The sequence below is a fragment of the Glutamicibacter sp. NPDC087344 genome (assembly GCF_044744225.1).
GTDB lineage: Bacteria > Actinomycetota > Actinomycetes > Actinomycetales > Micrococcaceae > Glutamicibacter.
Genome location: NZ_JBIUXY010000003.1, coordinates 209,363 through 224,525, shown reverse-complemented (window position 1 = coordinate 224,525; position 15,163 = coordinate 209,363). Strand labels below are relative to the sequence as shown.

Here is a 15,163-nt window from a genome sequence, read left to right as displayed (position 1 = left end):
CTGTCAGTTCGTTTGTGTAAACCACTAGTCAACTCCGTTATTCAGGGGTCGTAGTACTTACTTCAAATACGGTTCAATGCGTTCCGGGCACGCCATCGCCAGCTGCTGCAATGCTTGCTTCCAGCCGTTCGTCCCGGCCCCTTCCATCAGATGCGCTCCGGCGCCGGCACGCGGGGTGCGGCCCTTCTTCTGCGCATCCTTGACCCGCTCCCGGGCCCGTTTGTCCTCGATATTGCAGATCGCTAGCCATAGCATCTTCACCGCCGCCGTGTCCGAGGGGAAAAGGCCCCGGGACTTGGTGACTTTGCGCAGCTGGTAGTTCATCGACTCAATCGCATTGGTCGTGTAAATGACCTTCCTCAGCTCCGGGGGAAACGCGAGGAACGGGGTAAATCGTTCCCTCACGTTGCGCCACGTTGCCACCGCTGACGGATACTTCCGCCCCAGCTCGGACGCTTCGAAATCGTCCAGGGCCTGGGCTGCGGATTCGATGCTCGGCGCGGTATAAATCGTCTTCAACTGCGCACTGACCGTCTTGCGGTCCCCATAGGAGACGAACCGGTTCGCCGCGCGGATCAGGTGCACTACGCAGGTCTGCACGGTCGCCTTCGCCCACGTTGCTTCGATCGCCTCGGGGAAACCAGTCAGGCCATCGCAGCAGGCAATCAGCACGTCTTTCACTCCGCGGTTGGCCAGTTGGGCGCAGACCTGGGCCCAGAACTTCGCGCCCTCATTCTCGGTGACCCACAGGCCCAACACGTGCTTGATGCCTTCCACGGTGACGCCGATGGCCATATGCGCGGCCTTGTTGCGCACCTGGTGCCCGTCGCGGACTTTCACGACGATGGCGTCCAGGTAAAGGATCGGGTAGAACTCTTCGAGCGGGAGGTCCTGCCAGGCCGCGGCTTCCTCGAGCACTTCGTCGGTGATCTTGGAAATCGTGTCGTGGGATAGCTGGGTGCGGACCGTGGTTTCCAAGTGGTAGGCGATATCCCGCACCGTCATGCCTCCGGCGTAGAGGGAAATGATCATTTCATCCAGGCCGCCGGTACGGCGTGATCCTTTGGGCACCAGGGTCGGGGTGAATGTGACGGCCCGGTCCCGTGGGACCTGCAGGTCGATGTCCCCGGCGATCGTGGACACGGTCTTCGGGTAGGACCCGTTGCGGGAGTTCGGGAGAAACCGCCCGTGGCTTTCGCCTTGTTCGTAGCCCAGATGGCTGCTCAGCTCGGATTTCAGACCCCGTTCCAGTCCGGCGCGGATGATCTGTTGGATGAATCCGTCTTTGCCGTCGAGCTGGATTTCTCCGCGGTCGATGAATCCCATGAGTTCGTCGAAGGCCCCGGATTCCTTGACGGCATCCATGGAGCCGAGCGTGGCGATCTTCTCGGCGATGTCTGCGGCGTTTTCCATGCTCTGTTCGGCTTGGTCTTTCTGGATGGTCATTTCGTGTTTTTTCCTAGTTTCTTTCTATGAATTGACTAGGGGTCTTACACAATCAACCTGACAGGCTCTAGTGGTCCGTTTTTGAAGTTCCTAAAGGATTCGCCTTCGCCAAAACCTGCTCAGCAGTCTTCGTCCAGACAAACGGATGCTTCCGCTGATTCCACCCACTAATAAACGCCCGGATCTTTGCATTCAAATCCTTCACACTCGTGAAAGTCCCACGCTCAATCGCCTGCCGGTCGATAATCCCAAACCAGACCTCCACCAGGTTCAGCCACGAGCCACTGGTCGGAGTGAAGTGCACACTGACCTTCGGATGACTCTTCAGCCATTCCTTAACTTCCTGGGTCTTATAAGTCGCGTAGTTGTCCATCACTAAATGCAACTCTTGATCCGGGTAGGCTCGCCCTACTTGGCGCAAGAACGCGAGAAACTCTTGCCTGCGGTGCTTGGGCTTACACGCGCCAGTGACTTCGCCGGGACCGTCCTCACAAACGAAGACCAGCACTACCGCAGCTACCAAATCCCGGCCGAATACTGGAAAATCATCCTATTTGAACAAAACGAAAAACTCACAGCCCGAGCATTCCTACTCACGCAGGATCTGGACCGGCTGTGAGTGCTTATGGCCTTGGACGAGTTTCGAGTCTACCAAGTCACGATCATTGAGGCAGAAGAACGCACCGGACTGGTTTTTCCCGACTCCCGCGCATGAGGCTGATGACCTAGTGCTGGCTCAATCCACCACGAGGAACCCACTCGACACCACCTCGAAAATTGCTTGGTGAACCCGCCGGCAAATGGACGCAGACGCCGACAGCGGTTGATCGAGCACCGACTACTCAACTGCGTCTATGCCACCCCGGCACGGCATCATTCAGCGCAGCCAACCGCCAGGACTCCAAAGTGTTCTCCGTGCGAGCTTGATGCTGATGATGTAACCAGACCCCGAGCCGGTGTTCATGCACGGAGGCGAAGGTCTTGTAATGGGGCATCTGTCCGGTAGAAACGACAAACACTCTCACCGCATCCAAAATGGCATACCGGTGCTCATCGCGGCTCTGCTGCCACACATTGACCTTCCACCCGACCAGCTCATCAGTTTCCCGAGCTTGATCCCGACGCGTCAAACCACCCGGAGGCGAGTTCAAGCGCGGCTCGACCGCCGTCACCTCACGTGGTCGCGGCACCGCCGCACCTACGTGGCAGAAGCTGTCTTGGACAAAAAGGCTCCCGATTTCCTTGACAGTGTCATTTAATGCCATCGGGCCCGTAAACGAATAAGCTCGATTCATGAGCCAAACCAACACCTCGCTGGCTACCGGAACCCAGATCCGGTTAGCGTCCTGCCCCAAAAAACCGTGGGGCGCAGCCCAAGGACAGATCCGGGAAATTGCCAAGGGTTCTCTCCTCGCGGATGGCTCACTGGCACCAGCAACGGATGCGGACTGGCAGTGGAGAATCTCAGTGGCTTCCAATGAGAAGTCCGGAGAGTTCACCCCCTATCCCGGATGCGAACGCACGCTCACGGTCGTTGCTGGTGAACTCCTTGAATTAACCGTTGATGGCATCTCGCACGGGCTAGAGATCTATCGCCCATTCAAGTTCGCCGGCGCGGCCTCTACCTCCGCTTCATTGCCTACGGGAGAAATCTTGGCCTTGAACTTGATCACCCGTAGTGACAAGGTACGCGGCAATGTTCGTATTGTGGAGCTGTCCAAAAAACGTGAACAGTACCTGTTCGGCTCCCAGTTTGGCGTGTTGCTGCAGGGCAAGGCCAGCGTGCTCCGCGAGGATTCAGAGTCGGAGCTGGAGCTTCGGGACACCGTGATTGGCGGAGAAGACGATTCGCCGCGCATTAGCGGTCGTGGCTTCATGGCCTTAATCTCACTGGATCTGCCCTAATCCCCTTGCGCATTCAACGTCGTTAAACAGGCTTGGCCTGCATTAACCCGTCTCGCACGGGTTAATGCGGGCCAAGCCCGGGTTTTTAGCGGCTGGCAACGAATGCCTGCACGCAGGCCTCAATATCCTCGGCCGAATGCGCGGCGGAGAGCTGAACACGAATGCGTGCGGCTCCCTTCGGCACTACCGGGAAACTGAACGCGGTCACGTAAACACCGTGCTCAAGCATCTTGCCCGCGACTTCTGCGGCCTTCACAGCATCGCCGAACATGACCGGAACAATGGCGTGTTCGCCGTCCAGCAGGTCAAAACCTTCCTCGCTCATCCGGCGACGGAAGAGGGCGGCGTTGGCGAAGAGTTTCTCTCGCAGCTCGCCCGAAGCTTCCACCAGTTCCAATGCCTTCAGCGTTGCGGCGACGATGGCCGGTGCCAGAGAATTGGAAAACAGGTAGGGCCGGGCCTTCTGGCGCAGCATTGCAACGATCTCACCGCGGCCGGACACGTAACCACCCGAGGCACCGCCCAAGGCCTTGCCAAAGGTGCCCGTGTAGATGTCTACCCGGTCTGACACACCAGCATGCTCAGGGGTGCCCGCTCCGGTGGCACCCATGAACCCCACGGCATGTGAATCATCAACCATTACCAGCGCGTTGTACTGTTCAGCCAGGTCGCAGATCGCTTCCAATGGGGCGATGTACCCGTCCATGGAAAAGATGCCGTCGGTGACGATTATGGTGCGGCGCGCACCGGCCCCATCGTTCAGTGCGGCAACGGCTTTCAGCTGCACTTCCAAATCAGCCATGTCTTGGTTCGCGTAACGGAAGCGAGCGGCCTTGGAAAGGCGGATGCCGTCAATGATTGACGCGTGGTTTAAGGTATCGGAAATGATGGCGTCCTGCGGACCAAACAGTGATTCAAAAACACCCCCATTTGCATCAAAACAACTGGAGAACAAGATGGTGTCTTCGGTACCCAAAAACTGGGACACCGCGGTTTCAAGCTCTAGGTGCAGGTCTTGGGTACCGCAAATAAAACGAACCGAAGCCATTCCGAATCCACGCTCGTCCATGGCCTGCTTGGCGGCCGCGATGATCCGCGGATCATCGGCTAGCCCGAGGTAGTTGTTGGCGCAGAAGTTCAGTACCTTGCGCGCATCTTGGCCCAGCGATCCGGCCAGGATCGAGGCGGACTGTGCCGAATCGATGTGGCGTTCAGCCTTAAACAGTCCAGCTGTCCGTAACTCGTCCAGTTCCCCGGCAAGCTGATTTTTGAGGTCGGTATACATTCCCAATTACTCCTTGTTGATCCGTGAAATTTTTAGCCGTTGAAAACGGACCAGTCCAGTACAACCTTGCCGCCGTGGCCACCGCGCGCCGATTCGAAGCCCTGTCGCCATTCGGTGGCCGGCAGGAAGTCGGTGACTACCGAGGAGATGCGCTCACGCATCAGTTCGGAGCTGGTCAGCATGGCGCTCATGGCGTACCAGGTTTCAAACATTTCGCGGCCGTAAATACCGCGCATGGTCAACATGTGGGTGACCACTTTGCCCCAGTTGATATCAATGGATTCGCTCGGCAATCCCAGCATGCAGATCTTGCCACCGTGGTTCATGTTTTCAATCATTTCCGGCAGGGCGGTCTTATGACCAGACATTTCCATGCCGTAATCGAAACCTTCAATCATGCCCAATTCATTTTGGGCATCCTTGATTCGTTGCCGGGCCACGTTGACCGCCAGGTCAATGCCCATGGTTTTAGCCAAGTCCAAACGCTGCTCGGAAATATCGGTGATGGCGATCTTTCGGGCGCCGATGTGACGGGCCACCGCGGCTGCCATCAGACCAATCGGGCCAGCGCCGGTAATTAGCACATCTTCGCCGACCATGGGGAATTGCAAAGCGGTATGCACCGCATTGCCAAAAGGATCAAAGATCGCACCCAACAGCGGGGTAATGCGTTCGTCACGATGCACGTACACATTGCTTTCCGGGATGGAGACGTACTCGGCGAATGCCCCGTCACGTTGCACACCGACCGAGCTGACGTTGATGCACATCTGTTTGCGGCCCGCTCGGCAGTTTCGGCACAAACCACACACCACGTGGCCTTCACCGGACACACGTTCACCAACCGCGACGTTGTGCACGTAGTCGCCAACTTCCACGACCTCGCCGTAGAACTCGTGGCCGGGTACCAGAGGGGTATTGATCATGGCCTTGGCGGCTTCGTCATAGGCCTCAATATGCAGGTCAGTTCCGCAGATGCCAGTGGTCATGACACGGATCAAAACGTCGTGAACACCGATTTCCGGCATAGGACGTTCAACGAGTTCCAAACCGGCGTGGGGTCCGGACTTGTATAGGGCTTTCATCAGGGAGTCCTTTGATCAACAAGCTGTGTTGTGCGCACGAATTGTGGGATTAGTTCAAGTGTCGCACCGAGCCGCCACGATTGACACCTTAGTTGATCATCGAAATTCTGATCTGACGATTTAGTATTTACTTCATGGAATTACATCAGCTGAAGATCCTGCGTGAACTAGCGGATCTTGGAAGCGTCAACGCGGTGGCCAAAGCACTGTACGTCTCCCCTTCGGCCGTTTCACAGCACCTTGCCCAGTTGCAGCGTGGATTCACCGCCCCGTTAACTACCAAAGACGGCCGTCGACTGGTGCTGACAACCGAAGGGAAAATGCTGGCCTCCGCAGCAGCCCAGGTCGCGTCAACCCTGGCCGAGGCCTCGGCGAGAATTCAGGCCCAGGATCAAGACCGGCAAACACCGATTAAGATTGCCGGGTTCCACTCCATCGGCCAGACGGTTTTCGCTCCACTACTCAACTGGAGAGAACGTCAGCTGCCTCCCTTGAGGTTTTCTGACGAAGATGTGTCTCAGCAGGATTTCCCGGCCCTGACCTCAGCCTACGACCTGGTACTGGCACACCGTATGCCGCACACCGCACCCTGGCCGCAACACCATATCGCGGTGATTCCGTTGGCCTTCGAGCCGCTGGATATTGCACTTCACCAGGACCATCCATTGGCCGTGTTTGACGAGCTCTCCCCCAAACAGCTCATAGGAGAACGTTGGGTGGTTTCGCGTTCGGGCTACTCCCCCGCCGATGTGTTGGAAACCATCGCCGCCCTAGCCGGAAGCGCTCCGACCATTGAGCACCGTGTCAACGATTACGCCACCGCAGGCTCGCTTGTCGAGGCCAGCGGGTGCCTTGGAATCCTCCCCCGCTACACCGCACGAAAATCACTGAGCGATACGGTGACTTTACGACCAATCAAGGGATTGGTTTCCGGGCGACAAATCGACGTTCTCATCCGGGCTGAACACCTTCACCGAGAACCAGTGATGGACGTCGTTCAAGCCATTCGGCAAAGCATCCAAACGCTCGTGGGGGCCTAGAGGATCACCCAGGCCAACATCCGCTTCAAGGACTGCCGAGAGGATCAGAAATAACAGCATTGACTAGGCTCAATGCACATCGCTCAGGGACCATTTTTCTCAGCTTTTTAACACCTTCCAAAGCTTGTGGGCAGGGGTGCGCAGGCCCATAATGAAACATCATATTCTCGGCTGAAGCGGCCACTTGTTTGGGGGCGATTCTCATGAATCTCCGCATCCGCACCATCGCGTTGGCCACGGCACTGAGCTGTGCGCTGTGGGGGTTCGGCATGAGCTTCGCAGGGACTTCCGCAGACTACTCACCACAGCCGCAGATCGCCCCCATCTCCGCCACCCAGGTCTCGCGCACCGCAGTTTCCTTGCCCACAGTCATGGTGACACTGGATGAGCTAAATCTCCGGCTGGGTAGCAGCGTCTCCTATGGAATCGTTGCCGCCATGCCCGAGGGCTCGGTAGTCTCCGTACTCAGTCGCGCGAGCAACGGCTGGTATCAGGTCGTATACAAAACTTATACCGGGTGGGCGAACGGCGCCTATCTCAAGGCCACCGCGCAGTCATTGCCCCCACAGCTCTACACCCAGGATGAACTAAACCTTCGCACCGGAAGCAGCACGGCTTACAGCATCATCATCGAAATGCCGCGCGGAGCGAGGGTTGATGTCTCGGCCCGCGCCAGCAATGGATGGTACAAGGTCACCTACATGGGGCATACCGGGTGGGCCAGCGGTTCCTATTTGGCGCGAACCGCTCCGTCCACGACTCAAACACGCGGACCGAATCTTGGATCGCGAGTGGTCCTGACCTTCGATGATTGCCCGCTGACGCTGTCCGCTTTTGATGCGGCAGTAAACTTCGCGGCGGCCAACAATATCGGTATGGTTCTAGCCCCAACCGGAGCTTGCCTGTCCTCATTCAGCAGCCGCTATGGGACCGACATTGCGGCCCGGGCCCGAGCCAAGGGACAGTGGGTTATCAACCATTCAGCCAACCACCGTGATTTGAGCACACTGAGTTGCACTGCTGCGCAAAGCGAACTGCTTGGCGCAGCAGTACGCACCAATTGGGGCCGTCCACCCTTCGGCGCCCTGGACGCGGAGGCCCGCTGTGCCTATGGGCGCATCGGAATGAGGATCTGGACTTGGACCGTTGACACCCGAGATTGGGAAGTCCAGAACAAATCGGTCATTGTCTCTCGTGCCTCGGCGGCACGCGCTGGCGACACAGTCCTGATGCACATGCAGTGGCAGGGCTTCGCCCCAGATTCGTTGCGACAGATCCAGTCCAACCTCGCAGCACGCGGGCTGGGAATTTGCCGGGCTTACCGCGGAACCAATGAGATCGGAGCCGTCGCCACTACCCCACGGATGCTTCCGGATTCACTGCCGTGTTAGTTAATTTTTGACCCTAGGAAGCCGAGGAGTCCAACGATAGAGACATGTAGGTGCTGTATGGGTCGTGGGTATAGGAGCCGAACGGCTCACAGGGACTGAATCCGTTCGCGGCATAAAGCCTGCGCGCGGAGGCGAAAAACTCGACGGACCCAGTTTCAAGCGAGATTTGTTTAACCCCGCGTGAGACTGCCTCGGTGATAGTGTGCTCCAGCATTTTTGAAGCGATACCTCGCCCGCGCAGTTCCGGGTCGGTGCGCATACTTTTGAGTTCCTCATGCCCCGGGGCCAAGTGGGCCAGCGCGCAGGTGGCTACCAATTGCTCGCCGATCCATCCCACCCAAAGCCTGACGCCCGGTTGTCTCAAGGCTTCCAGGCCCAGGGCGTGCTGGGACTCGGCAGGAGATTGGGGTGCCATATCTGCGTGGTGGGCGGCGAGGAAGGCACGAAGACTTGGGTCTTGGAAATCCGCTCGCTCGATACGTAACGTCATGGGAACAAGGTAACAGTCCCATATTTCACGGATATTTCCCGCAATATGAACTCGTTCGCTCACACCCCAGTCGCTACGCTGGGAGCGTGAATGAATATCGGGGCGGACTTGGTCCGCTGTATTTGGCGGGTTTCACGACCGCGTTCGGCGCCCATGGTGTCGCCGCCGCGTTGGGCACTGAAACGGAAAACATCGGCTTGTCGTTTGTCGCGCTTGGTTTGATCTTGGCGACCTACGACATTGCCGAGGTCATCCTGAAACCGGTATTCGGCGCGCTCAGTGACCGCATCGGTGTGAAGCCGGTGATCGTCGGCGGCTTGTTGGTTTTTGCAGCGGCCTCGCTGCTGGGCGTTTTTGCTTCCACCCCGGTGTTGCTCGCAGTGGCACGTTTGGTTCAAGGAGCGGCCGCGGCCGGATTCTCCCCCGCCTCGTCTTCTGCGGTCGCACGTTTGGTGGGGCCGTCGCTTGCGGGCCGCTATTTCGGCAAGTACGGATCGTGGAAGGGGCTTGGCTATGCCGGTGGCCCGCTGCTTGGAGCCGCACTGATCATCTGGGCAGGTCTGCCGGCGCTGTTCTTGTCCCTGGCCGTGTTGTCCTTCGGCGCAGCAATCTGGACGGCAATTGCCATGCCCTCGGTACCGGTTCTTCCCAAACATCGGGCAACCCTGGCTGAAATGTTCAAACAATCCACGGCCTCCGTTTTCCTTGGTCCAGTTCTTTTATTGGCCGTAGCCACCGGTGTTCTCGGTGTGGCGGTGGGCTTCATCCCGTTGCTCGGTGCACAGTTGGGTTTGGATCCGTTGGTAGGAATGGGCGCAGTCAGTGTCCTTGCCGTTGTCTCGGCGCTAGTGCAGCCACGGGTCGGTCGGCTGCATGACGCAGCTCCACAACACGTCAATACACTCATGTTCGCCGGGGCGACCCTCCTGATCATTGCGGTTTCGTTGCTCGCTCTTGCGCCGTCTTTGCCAATCATCGTTCTGAGTTCCGTGGCTGTCGGTTTGGGAGTCGGCCTGATTACGCCGCTAGGGTTCGCACGTTTGGCAACCACCACACCGCCCGAACGGATGGGACGCACCATGGGTAGCGCAGAGCTGGGGCGAGAGGTTGGAGATGCTGGCGGCCCCATCATTGTTGGGCTTGTTGCTGGCGCGGCCAGCCTGCCACTGGGTCTGGGTGCGCTGGCCATCGTGTGCACGGTTGCAGCTGCAGGCGGAGCAAAAATGTTAACGCGCCATGGTTCAGCCAAAGATCAACCGTCGGACACACGGTAGGCTCGGACAGATTACTGAACGGCGAACCTCCTCGAAGAGGACACCACCCTTCGCAGGTGCGTTCAAGGCATGCCGTACCGTACAGTGTTCGCATGGAATTCCTCGAACCACTCACACTCCGCGGCCCAAACGTGACCCTCGAACCGCTGAGCGAAGAGCACCACGACGACCTTGTACTGGCAGCCAGCGACGGTGAACTGTGGAATCTTTGGTACACACTGGTTCCGCGCCCGGAAAACATGCGTGATGAAATCCGCAAACGCCTGCGGATGCAGGCAGAAGGGTCCATGCTGGCCTTCACCACTCGACTCAATGATCCGGTTACGGGCGAACCAGGAAAGGTCATCGGTATGACCACCTTCTGCGGTATCGACCTCGATCTGCCACGGGTAGAAATCGGCTACACCTGGAATGCGGCGAGCGCCCAAGGCAGTGGGAGCAACGCGCAAAGCAAACGTCTCTTGCTGGGTTATGCCTTCGAAACGTTGAACTGCGAGGTGGTAGTCTTCACCACGCACTGGATGAATTTCCAGTCGCGAACCGCGATTAGCCGGCTGGGCGCTAAACAAGACGGTGTGCTGCGGGCTCATTCGCGCACGCCTGATGGTTCATTGCGCGACACCGTAGTGTTCTCGATTCTCAAGGCAGAATGGCCGCAGGTTCGCAACGAGCTGGACCGTCGAATCGCATCTCGTTCTTGAGATCATTCAATGACGGAAACTGCCCGCCTTCGAGCAGAAGGCGGGCAGTATGTTTTCCGGTGACTAGCCGTTGAATTGATCAGGGTTCGGTCCGGTGCGGCCATCACGTTCAAGCGCGTTGATAGAGTCCAATTCTCCAGCCGTCAGTTCAAATCCGAACAACTCCAGGTTGGCGGAGATTCGGGAGGGTGTCACGGACTTCGGGATGATCACTCGGTCTTCCTGCAGGTGCCACCGCAAGATCACCTGAGCCGCACTGACCTGGTGCGCCTTCGCGATACCTAGAATCGTTTCATCACTGAGCAGAGCGCCCTGCGCCAGGGGGCTCCACGCTTCGGTTATCACACCGTGCTCTGCGTTTGCGGCCTGCACTTCTCGGTTCTGCAATGCAGGGTGCAGTTCGACTTGGTTTACTGCCGGGATGATGTCCGTGGCGGAAATCAGCCTGTTGAGGTGTTCCGCTTGGAAATTCGAAACTCCAATGGCACGGACCTTGCCCTGGGCGTAGAGCTTTTCCAAAGCTTTCCAAGACTGGATGTACAAATCATTCTGCGGTGCTGGCCAGTGAATCAAATATAGGTCCAGGTAATCCAACCCGAGCCGCTCGAGGCTGTCTTCAAAGGCTTCAAGCGTTGCGTCGTAGCCCATCTCAGAGATCCACAATTTTGAGGTGATGAACAGATCTTCGCGGGCGATTGCGGACTGGGCCACGGCTCGACCCACTCCTTCTTCATTGCCATAGATGGCCGCGGTGTCGATGCTACGGTAGCCAACTTCAAGCGCGGCGGTTACGGCAGCGGTTGTTTCCTCGTTGCCGACTTGGAAAACTCCGAAGCCGACCTGCGGCATTTCCAAGCCGTTGTTCAAGGTGACAGTGGGAATCATGGTGGACATTGGGCTCTCCTGAAAAGTATTGATAAATGGGTGAAAATTTGATGGCCTAGCTGGCCGACACCGGTTGCGGAATTGCCGCACTCTGTTCCTGCTTCCGTGCAGAGGCGGCCGCGGCAAGTATGAGCAACAATGCGGTGCCGGTCAGTGCGGCTCCGATCCAGATCGGCGAGGTGTAGCCGAGTCCTGCGCTGATGCCAAGACCTCCAGCCCATGCACCCAGCGCATTACCAAGGTTGAAGGCGCCGATATTCGCGCTGGAGGCCAGGGTTGGGGCGGACCCTGCGTAACGCATGATCCGGCTCTGAAGGGCTGGTACCGTTCCGAAGCCGAAACCGCCCATCAGTAGCAGAGCGATGATGGTGGCCGGCTTGTTGCTGGCGAGCAGGGCAAATCCAAGAAGGACAATCAGTAGCGCTGCGATAAACAGCGTCAAGGTGCGATCGATATTTCGATCCGCCAGCCGCCCGCCCAGCCAGTTGCCCGCAAATAGGCCCACACCGAAGATCACCAGTAGCCACGGCACGGTAGCTGAGGCAAAACCTGAAACGTCGGTGAGCGTATAGGCGATGAAGGTGAAGGCGCCGAACATCCCGCCGAAGGCCAGAATCGTTAGTCCCAGCGAGTACCACACCTGAACGGAAGCAAACGCTGTGAACTCAGAACGCAGCGAAATCTGAGCAGTGTTCTGAGTCAGCACCGGCACGAGCAGCATGATGCCCAGCAGCGCGAGTACACCGATGGCAGAAATCACCCAGAAGGTTGCACGCCATCCGGCTTGCTGTCCAAGGAATGTCCCAAAGGGCACTCCCAGGACGTTGGCCGCAGTCAACCCCGTGAACATGATGGCAATTGCCTGCGCGCTCTTTTCGGGTGCAACCAGTTTGGAGGCAACCACCGAACCGATGCCGAAGAATGCGCCGTGGCACAGGGCCGCAATGATGCGTCCAAGCATCGCAAGCTCATAGCTGGAGGCCAGCGCAGTCAGGGAGTTTCCCAGAATGAACAGCACCAACAGACCCATAAGGACGGGTTTGCGGGGCAGGCGGACAGTTGCCGCGCTGAGCGCCAAGGCGCCAACCGCCACACTCAGTGCATAACCGGTAATCAACCAGCCGGCGGCCGCTTCCGATACGGCGAAATCGGCGGCCACCTCGGGCAGCAGTCCCATGATGACAAATTCGGTCAGGCCGATGCCGAAGGCTCCTATAGCCAGGGCAAGTAGTCCGAGCGGCATACGTAAGCTCCTGATAAACTAGATCAAAGATTAGTTGCAGACGCTTGTTATTGCGTCAGCAGGAACAATCGTTGCACACGCAATTATATTGCGCAAGCAACTAACTTAGGAGGCGACCATGGGCATTGCCGATGACGCGGTCGAAATCCGTGCCCGCGGATGGCGAACTTTGGCAGCATTGCACTCATTAATCGATGCCGCACTGGAAAAAGACCTTGGTGCCGAAGTAGGTCTCTCTGTGGTCGAATACACACTGCTCGATGCCCTGAGCCGGCAGGATGGCTGGCACATGCGCATGGCGCAGCTCGCCCGTGCAACGGCGTTGAGCCCTAGCGCAACGACCCGTCTGGTCACACGCCTTGAATACCGCAACCTGCTGTCTCGGGTGTTGTGCGCGGATGACCGCCGCGGCATCTACACCGAACTCACCCCAGCTGGCCAGGAGCTTTATCAGCGGGCAAAACCCATCCATGAAAAGACCTTGGAGCGGGTGCTCAAACAAGCCGAAGAGCAGCCGGAGCTAGCTGCACTCGCCAGAATCTTGCACCAGATCCCCGTTTCCTAGCCTTACCTGCCCATCGCCAAGGAGTCACCTTTCGTGCAACAGAAATTCTCAGCAGTCCTTTTCGATTGCGATGGAGTCTTGGTGGACTCCGAACTCATCACAAACTCGGTCCTTCGCGAGATTCTGCAAGAAAACGGCTGGGATATTAGTGTGGAAGACTGCCTGGAGATCTTCATCGGCAAGGCGCTCAAAGATCAGTGGGAACCGATTCTGCAGAACACTGGGGTACGCATCGACGACGCCTGGCTAACAGATTTTCGCACCCGGCGCGATGCTGCGCTGCGCACCCAGCTGCAAGCCATCGAAGGCTCTTTTCAGGCCGTCGACGCAATAGCGCAGGTCTACGGTCCGCGGATTGCCTGTGTCACCGGAGCCGACCGCGCCAAGGTGGAAATGCAGCTCAAACTTACAGGACTCGACAAGTTTTTTGACGACCGAGTTTTTAGCGGCATGGAGTTTCCGCGCAGCAAGCCCGCCCCTGATGTGTATCTGGCGGCCGCCGATTCGCTGGGTATTGATCCCCGGTTAGCGTTGGTCATCGAGGACACCGCAACCGGCGTCACTGCCGGGGTCGCTGCCGGTGCAACGGTGTTTGGATACTCATCGGGCGGTCCAACAAGCACCTCGCCCGAAACGCTACGCCGGGCTGGAGCCAGTGCAGTCTTCTCGCATATGGAGCAGTTACCGTCCTTGGCTATCGATGCTGCCTAGATACACCGCCGGAGATCAATTGCGTACAAGGCTAAGCAGGCCTTGGCCCTTGCAAATTTTCGTCTCGAAGCATTAGGTTCAAAGTCTCACGGCCAATTTTTCCCAAGGGATCCGCGTCCCCCAGTGGCGCGGTCAGCATCGCATAACGAAGAGCCCAGGCGCGAGCTCGCAGCCACACCGCGGAATTCTCCTGCACCCCGTAATCAGCCAGCGCCTTGTCGCGGCACGCGGGCGAAAAATGTAGCCAAAACATCCCAAGATCTGACGCTGGGTCGCCAACGCACAGATCACCAAAGTCCACCAAGGCGGCCAGCTCAACACCACTTTGGCGACTCTGGACCACGGTGTTGTGCGGGTGCGGGTCGCCGTGAAGCCAGCGTGCGGCGCCTTCATAATCAGCAACCTGCAGGCCCGCCTCCCAAATACCCTGTGCTGCATTGCGCTCTGCCACCGGCAACTGCTCAACTCGTTCGCGAGTCACCTCATCCAACTCACTCAGTGGCCGTCCCCGGAACTCGCTGCGTGGCGCATCATGCGGGCCCACCACGTGCAAGGTTCGCAGATAACCTGCCAATTGGCCTGCATAGTGGTCCCTCTGCTCGCGGGAAAACCCTGCAGCACTGGCCCCGGGAACATACCGGCAGATGGAAAAACTCCACGGATATTCGGCGGTAGGAACCCCGACAAACATCGGGGCGCTCAGATCCAAGCCGCTGTCGGTTGCAGCCCGGCCCAGCCATAACCATTCTCGTTGCGCAAGCTGCGCGGCCAGGGCCCTACGCGGAACACGGACCAGTAGTTTTTCCCCAAGCCGATACACCTCGTTATCCCAGCCCGTAGCCAGATAGCTAACCGGGAGCTGAGCCCATTGCGACGGAGCTTGTTCCGCAACTAGGCGCCGCACAAGGGCCAGATCTATGACGGTTTCGGCCACGGGGAATGCCGAAGGTGTCTGAGGGATTGTCATCCAGCAATCCTACTTCCACAGCGTCTTTTGCCGACGCACGTGGAGACACGCCATTTCCGCCGAACGGCCACTGATTGAATTGGATGTGGTTCCCTCGTGAAGATTGATCAAAAATCTTGTTCAAACCTGCGACAAGACCACTGGAAGCCCATGCGGTTAGCCTACCGTGCAGATT

General features: G+C 58.1%; 16 protein-coding genes. 7 read left to right on the top strand and 9 right to left on the bottom strand.

Features of this window, described 5'->3' with window-relative positions:
* Positions 1-57 precede the first annotated feature (57 nt).
* The 3 genes from ACIOWL_RS06285 to ACIOWL_RS06275 form a co-directional block, all read right to left on the bottom strand.
* Positions 58-1,446 carry an IS256 family transposase gene (locus tag ACIOWL_RS06285; protein ID WP_400382775.1) on the bottom strand — a complete coding sequence of 463 codons (1,389 nt, stop codon included), beginning with the start codon at positions 1,444-1,446 and terminating at the stop codon, positions 58-60.
* A 67-nt stretch (positions 1,447-1,513) separates the two neighbouring features.
* Positions 1,514-1,954, bottom strand: coding sequence for an IS630 family transposase (locus ACIOWL_RS06280; RefSeq protein ID WP_400382773.1), 441 nt, complete (start codon positions 1,952-1,954; stop codon positions 1,514-1,516).
* A gap of 334 nt (positions 1,955-2,288) precedes the next feature.
* Positions 2,289-2,711 (bottom strand): hypothetical protein, encoded by a 423-nt coding sequence (locus ACIOWL_RS06275; protein WP_400382771.1) that lies wholly within the window; start codon positions 2,709-2,711, stop codon positions 2,289-2,291.
* Positions 2,712-2,739: 28 nt separating this feature from the next.
* On the opposite strand from ACIOWL_RS06275, the gene ACIOWL_RS06270 reads away from it, so the two are divergent.
* Positions 2,740-3,351: a HutD family protein gene (locus ACIOWL_RS06270; RefSeq protein ID WP_400382769.1), complete on the top strand. Its 612-nt coding sequence runs from the start codon at positions 2,740-2,742 to the stop codon at positions 3,349-3,351.
* Between the two features lie 85 nt (positions 3,352-3,436).
* On the opposite strand, the gene ACIOWL_RS06265 is transcribed toward ACIOWL_RS06270, so the two are convergent.
* Positions 3,437-4,636: a glycine C-acetyltransferase gene (locus ACIOWL_RS06265; protein ID WP_400382767.1), complete on the bottom strand. Its 1,200-nt coding sequence runs from the start codon at positions 4,634-4,636 to the stop codon at positions 3,437-3,439.
* A 32-nt stretch (positions 4,637-4,668) separates the two neighbouring features.
* Positions 4,669-5,721, bottom strand: coding sequence for an L-threonine 3-dehydrogenase (tdh, locus tag ACIOWL_RS06260; protein WP_400382764.1), 1,053 nt, complete (start codon positions 5,719-5,721; stop codon positions 4,669-4,671).
* Between the two features lie 134 nt (positions 5,722-5,855).
* Between tdh and ACIOWL_RS06255 the strand changes: the two genes are divergently transcribed.
* Positions 5,856-6,761 (top strand): LysR family transcriptional regulator, encoded by a 906-nt coding sequence (locus ACIOWL_RS06255; protein WP_400382761.1) that lies wholly within the window; start codon positions 5,856-5,858, stop codon positions 6,759-6,761.
* Positions 6,762-6,964: 203 nt separating this feature from the next.
* Positions 6,965-8,152, top strand: a complete 1,188-nt coding sequence (locus ACIOWL_RS06250; RefSeq protein ID WP_400382759.1) for an SH3 domain-containing protein — start codon at positions 6,965-6,967, stop codon at positions 8,150-8,152.
* Between the two features lie 13 nt (positions 8,153-8,165).
* Here the strand turns inward: ACIOWL_RS06250 and ACIOWL_RS06245 are convergent, their stop codons facing one another.
* Positions 8,166-8,642, bottom strand: coding sequence for a GNAT family N-acetyltransferase (locus ACIOWL_RS06245; protein ID WP_400382757.1), 477 nt, complete (start codon positions 8,640-8,642; stop codon positions 8,166-8,168).
* An 86-nt stretch (positions 8,643-8,728) separates the two neighbouring features.
* On the opposite strand from ACIOWL_RS06245, the gene ACIOWL_RS06240 reads away from it, so the two are divergent.
* Together ACIOWL_RS06240 and ACIOWL_RS06235 are read left to right on the top strand one after the other, a co-directional pair.
* A complete protein-coding gene (locus ACIOWL_RS06240) occupies positions 8,729-9,916 on the top strand; it encodes an MFS transporter (RefSeq protein ID WP_400382755.1) in 1,188 nt (395 codons plus the stop codon).
* 92 nt (positions 9,917-10,008) lie between these two features.
* Positions 10,009-10,617 carry a GNAT family N-acetyltransferase gene (locus ACIOWL_RS06235; RefSeq protein WP_400382753.1) on the top strand — a complete coding sequence of 203 codons (609 nt, stop codon included), beginning with the start codon at positions 10,009-10,011 and terminating at the stop codon, positions 10,615-10,617.
* Between the two features lie 63 nt (positions 10,618-10,680).
* On the opposite strand, the gene ACIOWL_RS06230 is transcribed toward ACIOWL_RS06235, so the two are convergent.
* On the bottom strand, positions 10,681-11,511 hold the full coding sequence (locus tag ACIOWL_RS06230) for an aldo/keto reductase (RefSeq protein ID WP_400382751.1): 831 nt from the start codon (positions 11,509-11,511) through the stop codon (positions 10,681-10,683).
* A gap of 46 nt (positions 11,512-11,557) precedes the next feature.
* The gene (locus ACIOWL_RS06225; protein WP_400382750.1) at positions 11,558-12,745 is read right to left on the bottom strand and encodes an MFS transporter; all 1,188 of its coding nucleotides are present in this window, start codon (positions 12,743-12,745) and stop codon (positions 11,558-11,560) included.
* 118 nt (positions 12,746-12,863) lie between these two features.
* Here ACIOWL_RS06225 and ACIOWL_RS06220 point away from each other — a divergent pair, with 118 nt between their 5' ends.
* On the top strand, positions 12,864-13,310 hold the full coding sequence (locus ACIOWL_RS06220; protein ID WP_400382748.1) for a MarR family winged helix-turn-helix transcriptional regulator: 447 nt from the start codon (positions 12,864-12,866) through the stop codon (positions 13,308-13,310).
* A gap of 33 nt (positions 13,311-13,343) precedes the next feature.
* Positions 13,344-14,021: an HAD family hydrolase gene (locus tag ACIOWL_RS06215; protein WP_400382747.1), complete on the top strand. Its 678-nt coding sequence runs from the start codon at positions 13,344-13,346 to the stop codon at positions 14,019-14,021.
* Positions 14,022-14,052: 31 nt separating this feature from the next.
* Here ACIOWL_RS06215 and ACIOWL_RS06210 read toward each other — a convergent pair whose 3' ends face one another.
* Positions 14,053-14,988, bottom strand: coding sequence for a phosphotransferase (locus tag ACIOWL_RS06210; RefSeq protein ID WP_400382745.1), 936 nt, complete (start codon positions 14,986-14,988; stop codon positions 14,053-14,055).
* Between the last annotated feature and the right edge of the window lie 175 nt (positions 14,989-15,163).

Excerpts from the sequence above, each read along its gene's own strand:
- ACIOWL_RS06220 (WP_400382748.1), top strand. The coding sequence starts at position 12,864 with ATGGGCATTGCCGATGACGCGGTCGAAATCCGTGCCCGCGGATGGCGA.
- ACIOWL_RS06235 (WP_400382753.1), top strand. The coding sequence starts at position 10,009 with ATGGAATTCCTCGAACCACTCACACTCCGCGGCCCAAACGTGACCCTC.
- ACIOWL_RS06225 (WP_400382750.1), bottom strand. The coding sequence starts at position 12,745 with ATGCCGCTCGGACTACTTGCCCTGGCTATAGGAGCCTTCGGCATCGGC.
- tdh (WP_400382764.1), bottom strand. The coding sequence starts at position 5,721 with ATGAAAGCCCTATACAAGTCCGGACCCCACGCCGGTTTGGAACTCGTT.
- ACIOWL_RS06255 (WP_400382761.1), top strand. The coding sequence starts at position 5,856 with ATGGAATTACATCAGCTGAAGATCCTGCGTGAACTAGCGGATCTTGGA.
- ACIOWL_RS06210 (WP_400382745.1), bottom strand. The coding sequence starts at position 14,988 with ATGACAATCCCTCAGACACCTTCGGCATTCCCCGTGGCCGAAACCGTC.
- ACIOWL_RS06230 (WP_400382751.1), bottom strand. The coding sequence starts at position 11,511 with ATGTCCACCATGATTCCCACTGTCACCTTGAACAACGGCTTGGAAATG.
- ACIOWL_RS06285 (WP_400382775.1), bottom strand. The coding sequence starts at position 1,446 with ATGACCATCCAGAAAGACCAAGCCGAACAGAGCATGGAAAACGCCGCA.
- ACIOWL_RS06250 (WP_400382759.1), top strand. The coding sequence starts at position 6,965 with ATGAATCTCCGCATCCGCACCATCGCGTTGGCCACGGCACTGAGCTGT.
- ACIOWL_RS06270 (WP_400382769.1), top strand. The coding sequence starts at position 2,740 with ATGAGCCAAACCAACACCTCGCTGGCTACCGGAACCCAGATCCGGTTA.
- ACIOWL_RS06265 (WP_400382767.1), bottom strand. The coding sequence starts at position 4,636 with ATGTATACCGACCTCAAAAATCAGCTTGCCGGGGAACTGGACGAGTTA.
- ACIOWL_RS06245 (WP_400382757.1), bottom strand. The coding sequence starts at position 8,642 with ATGACGTTACGTATCGAGCGAGCGGATTTCCAAGACCCAAGTCTTCGT.
- ACIOWL_RS06275 (WP_400382771.1), bottom strand. The coding sequence starts at position 2,711 with ATGGCATTAAATGACACTGTCAAGGAAATCGGGAGCCTTTTTGTCCAA.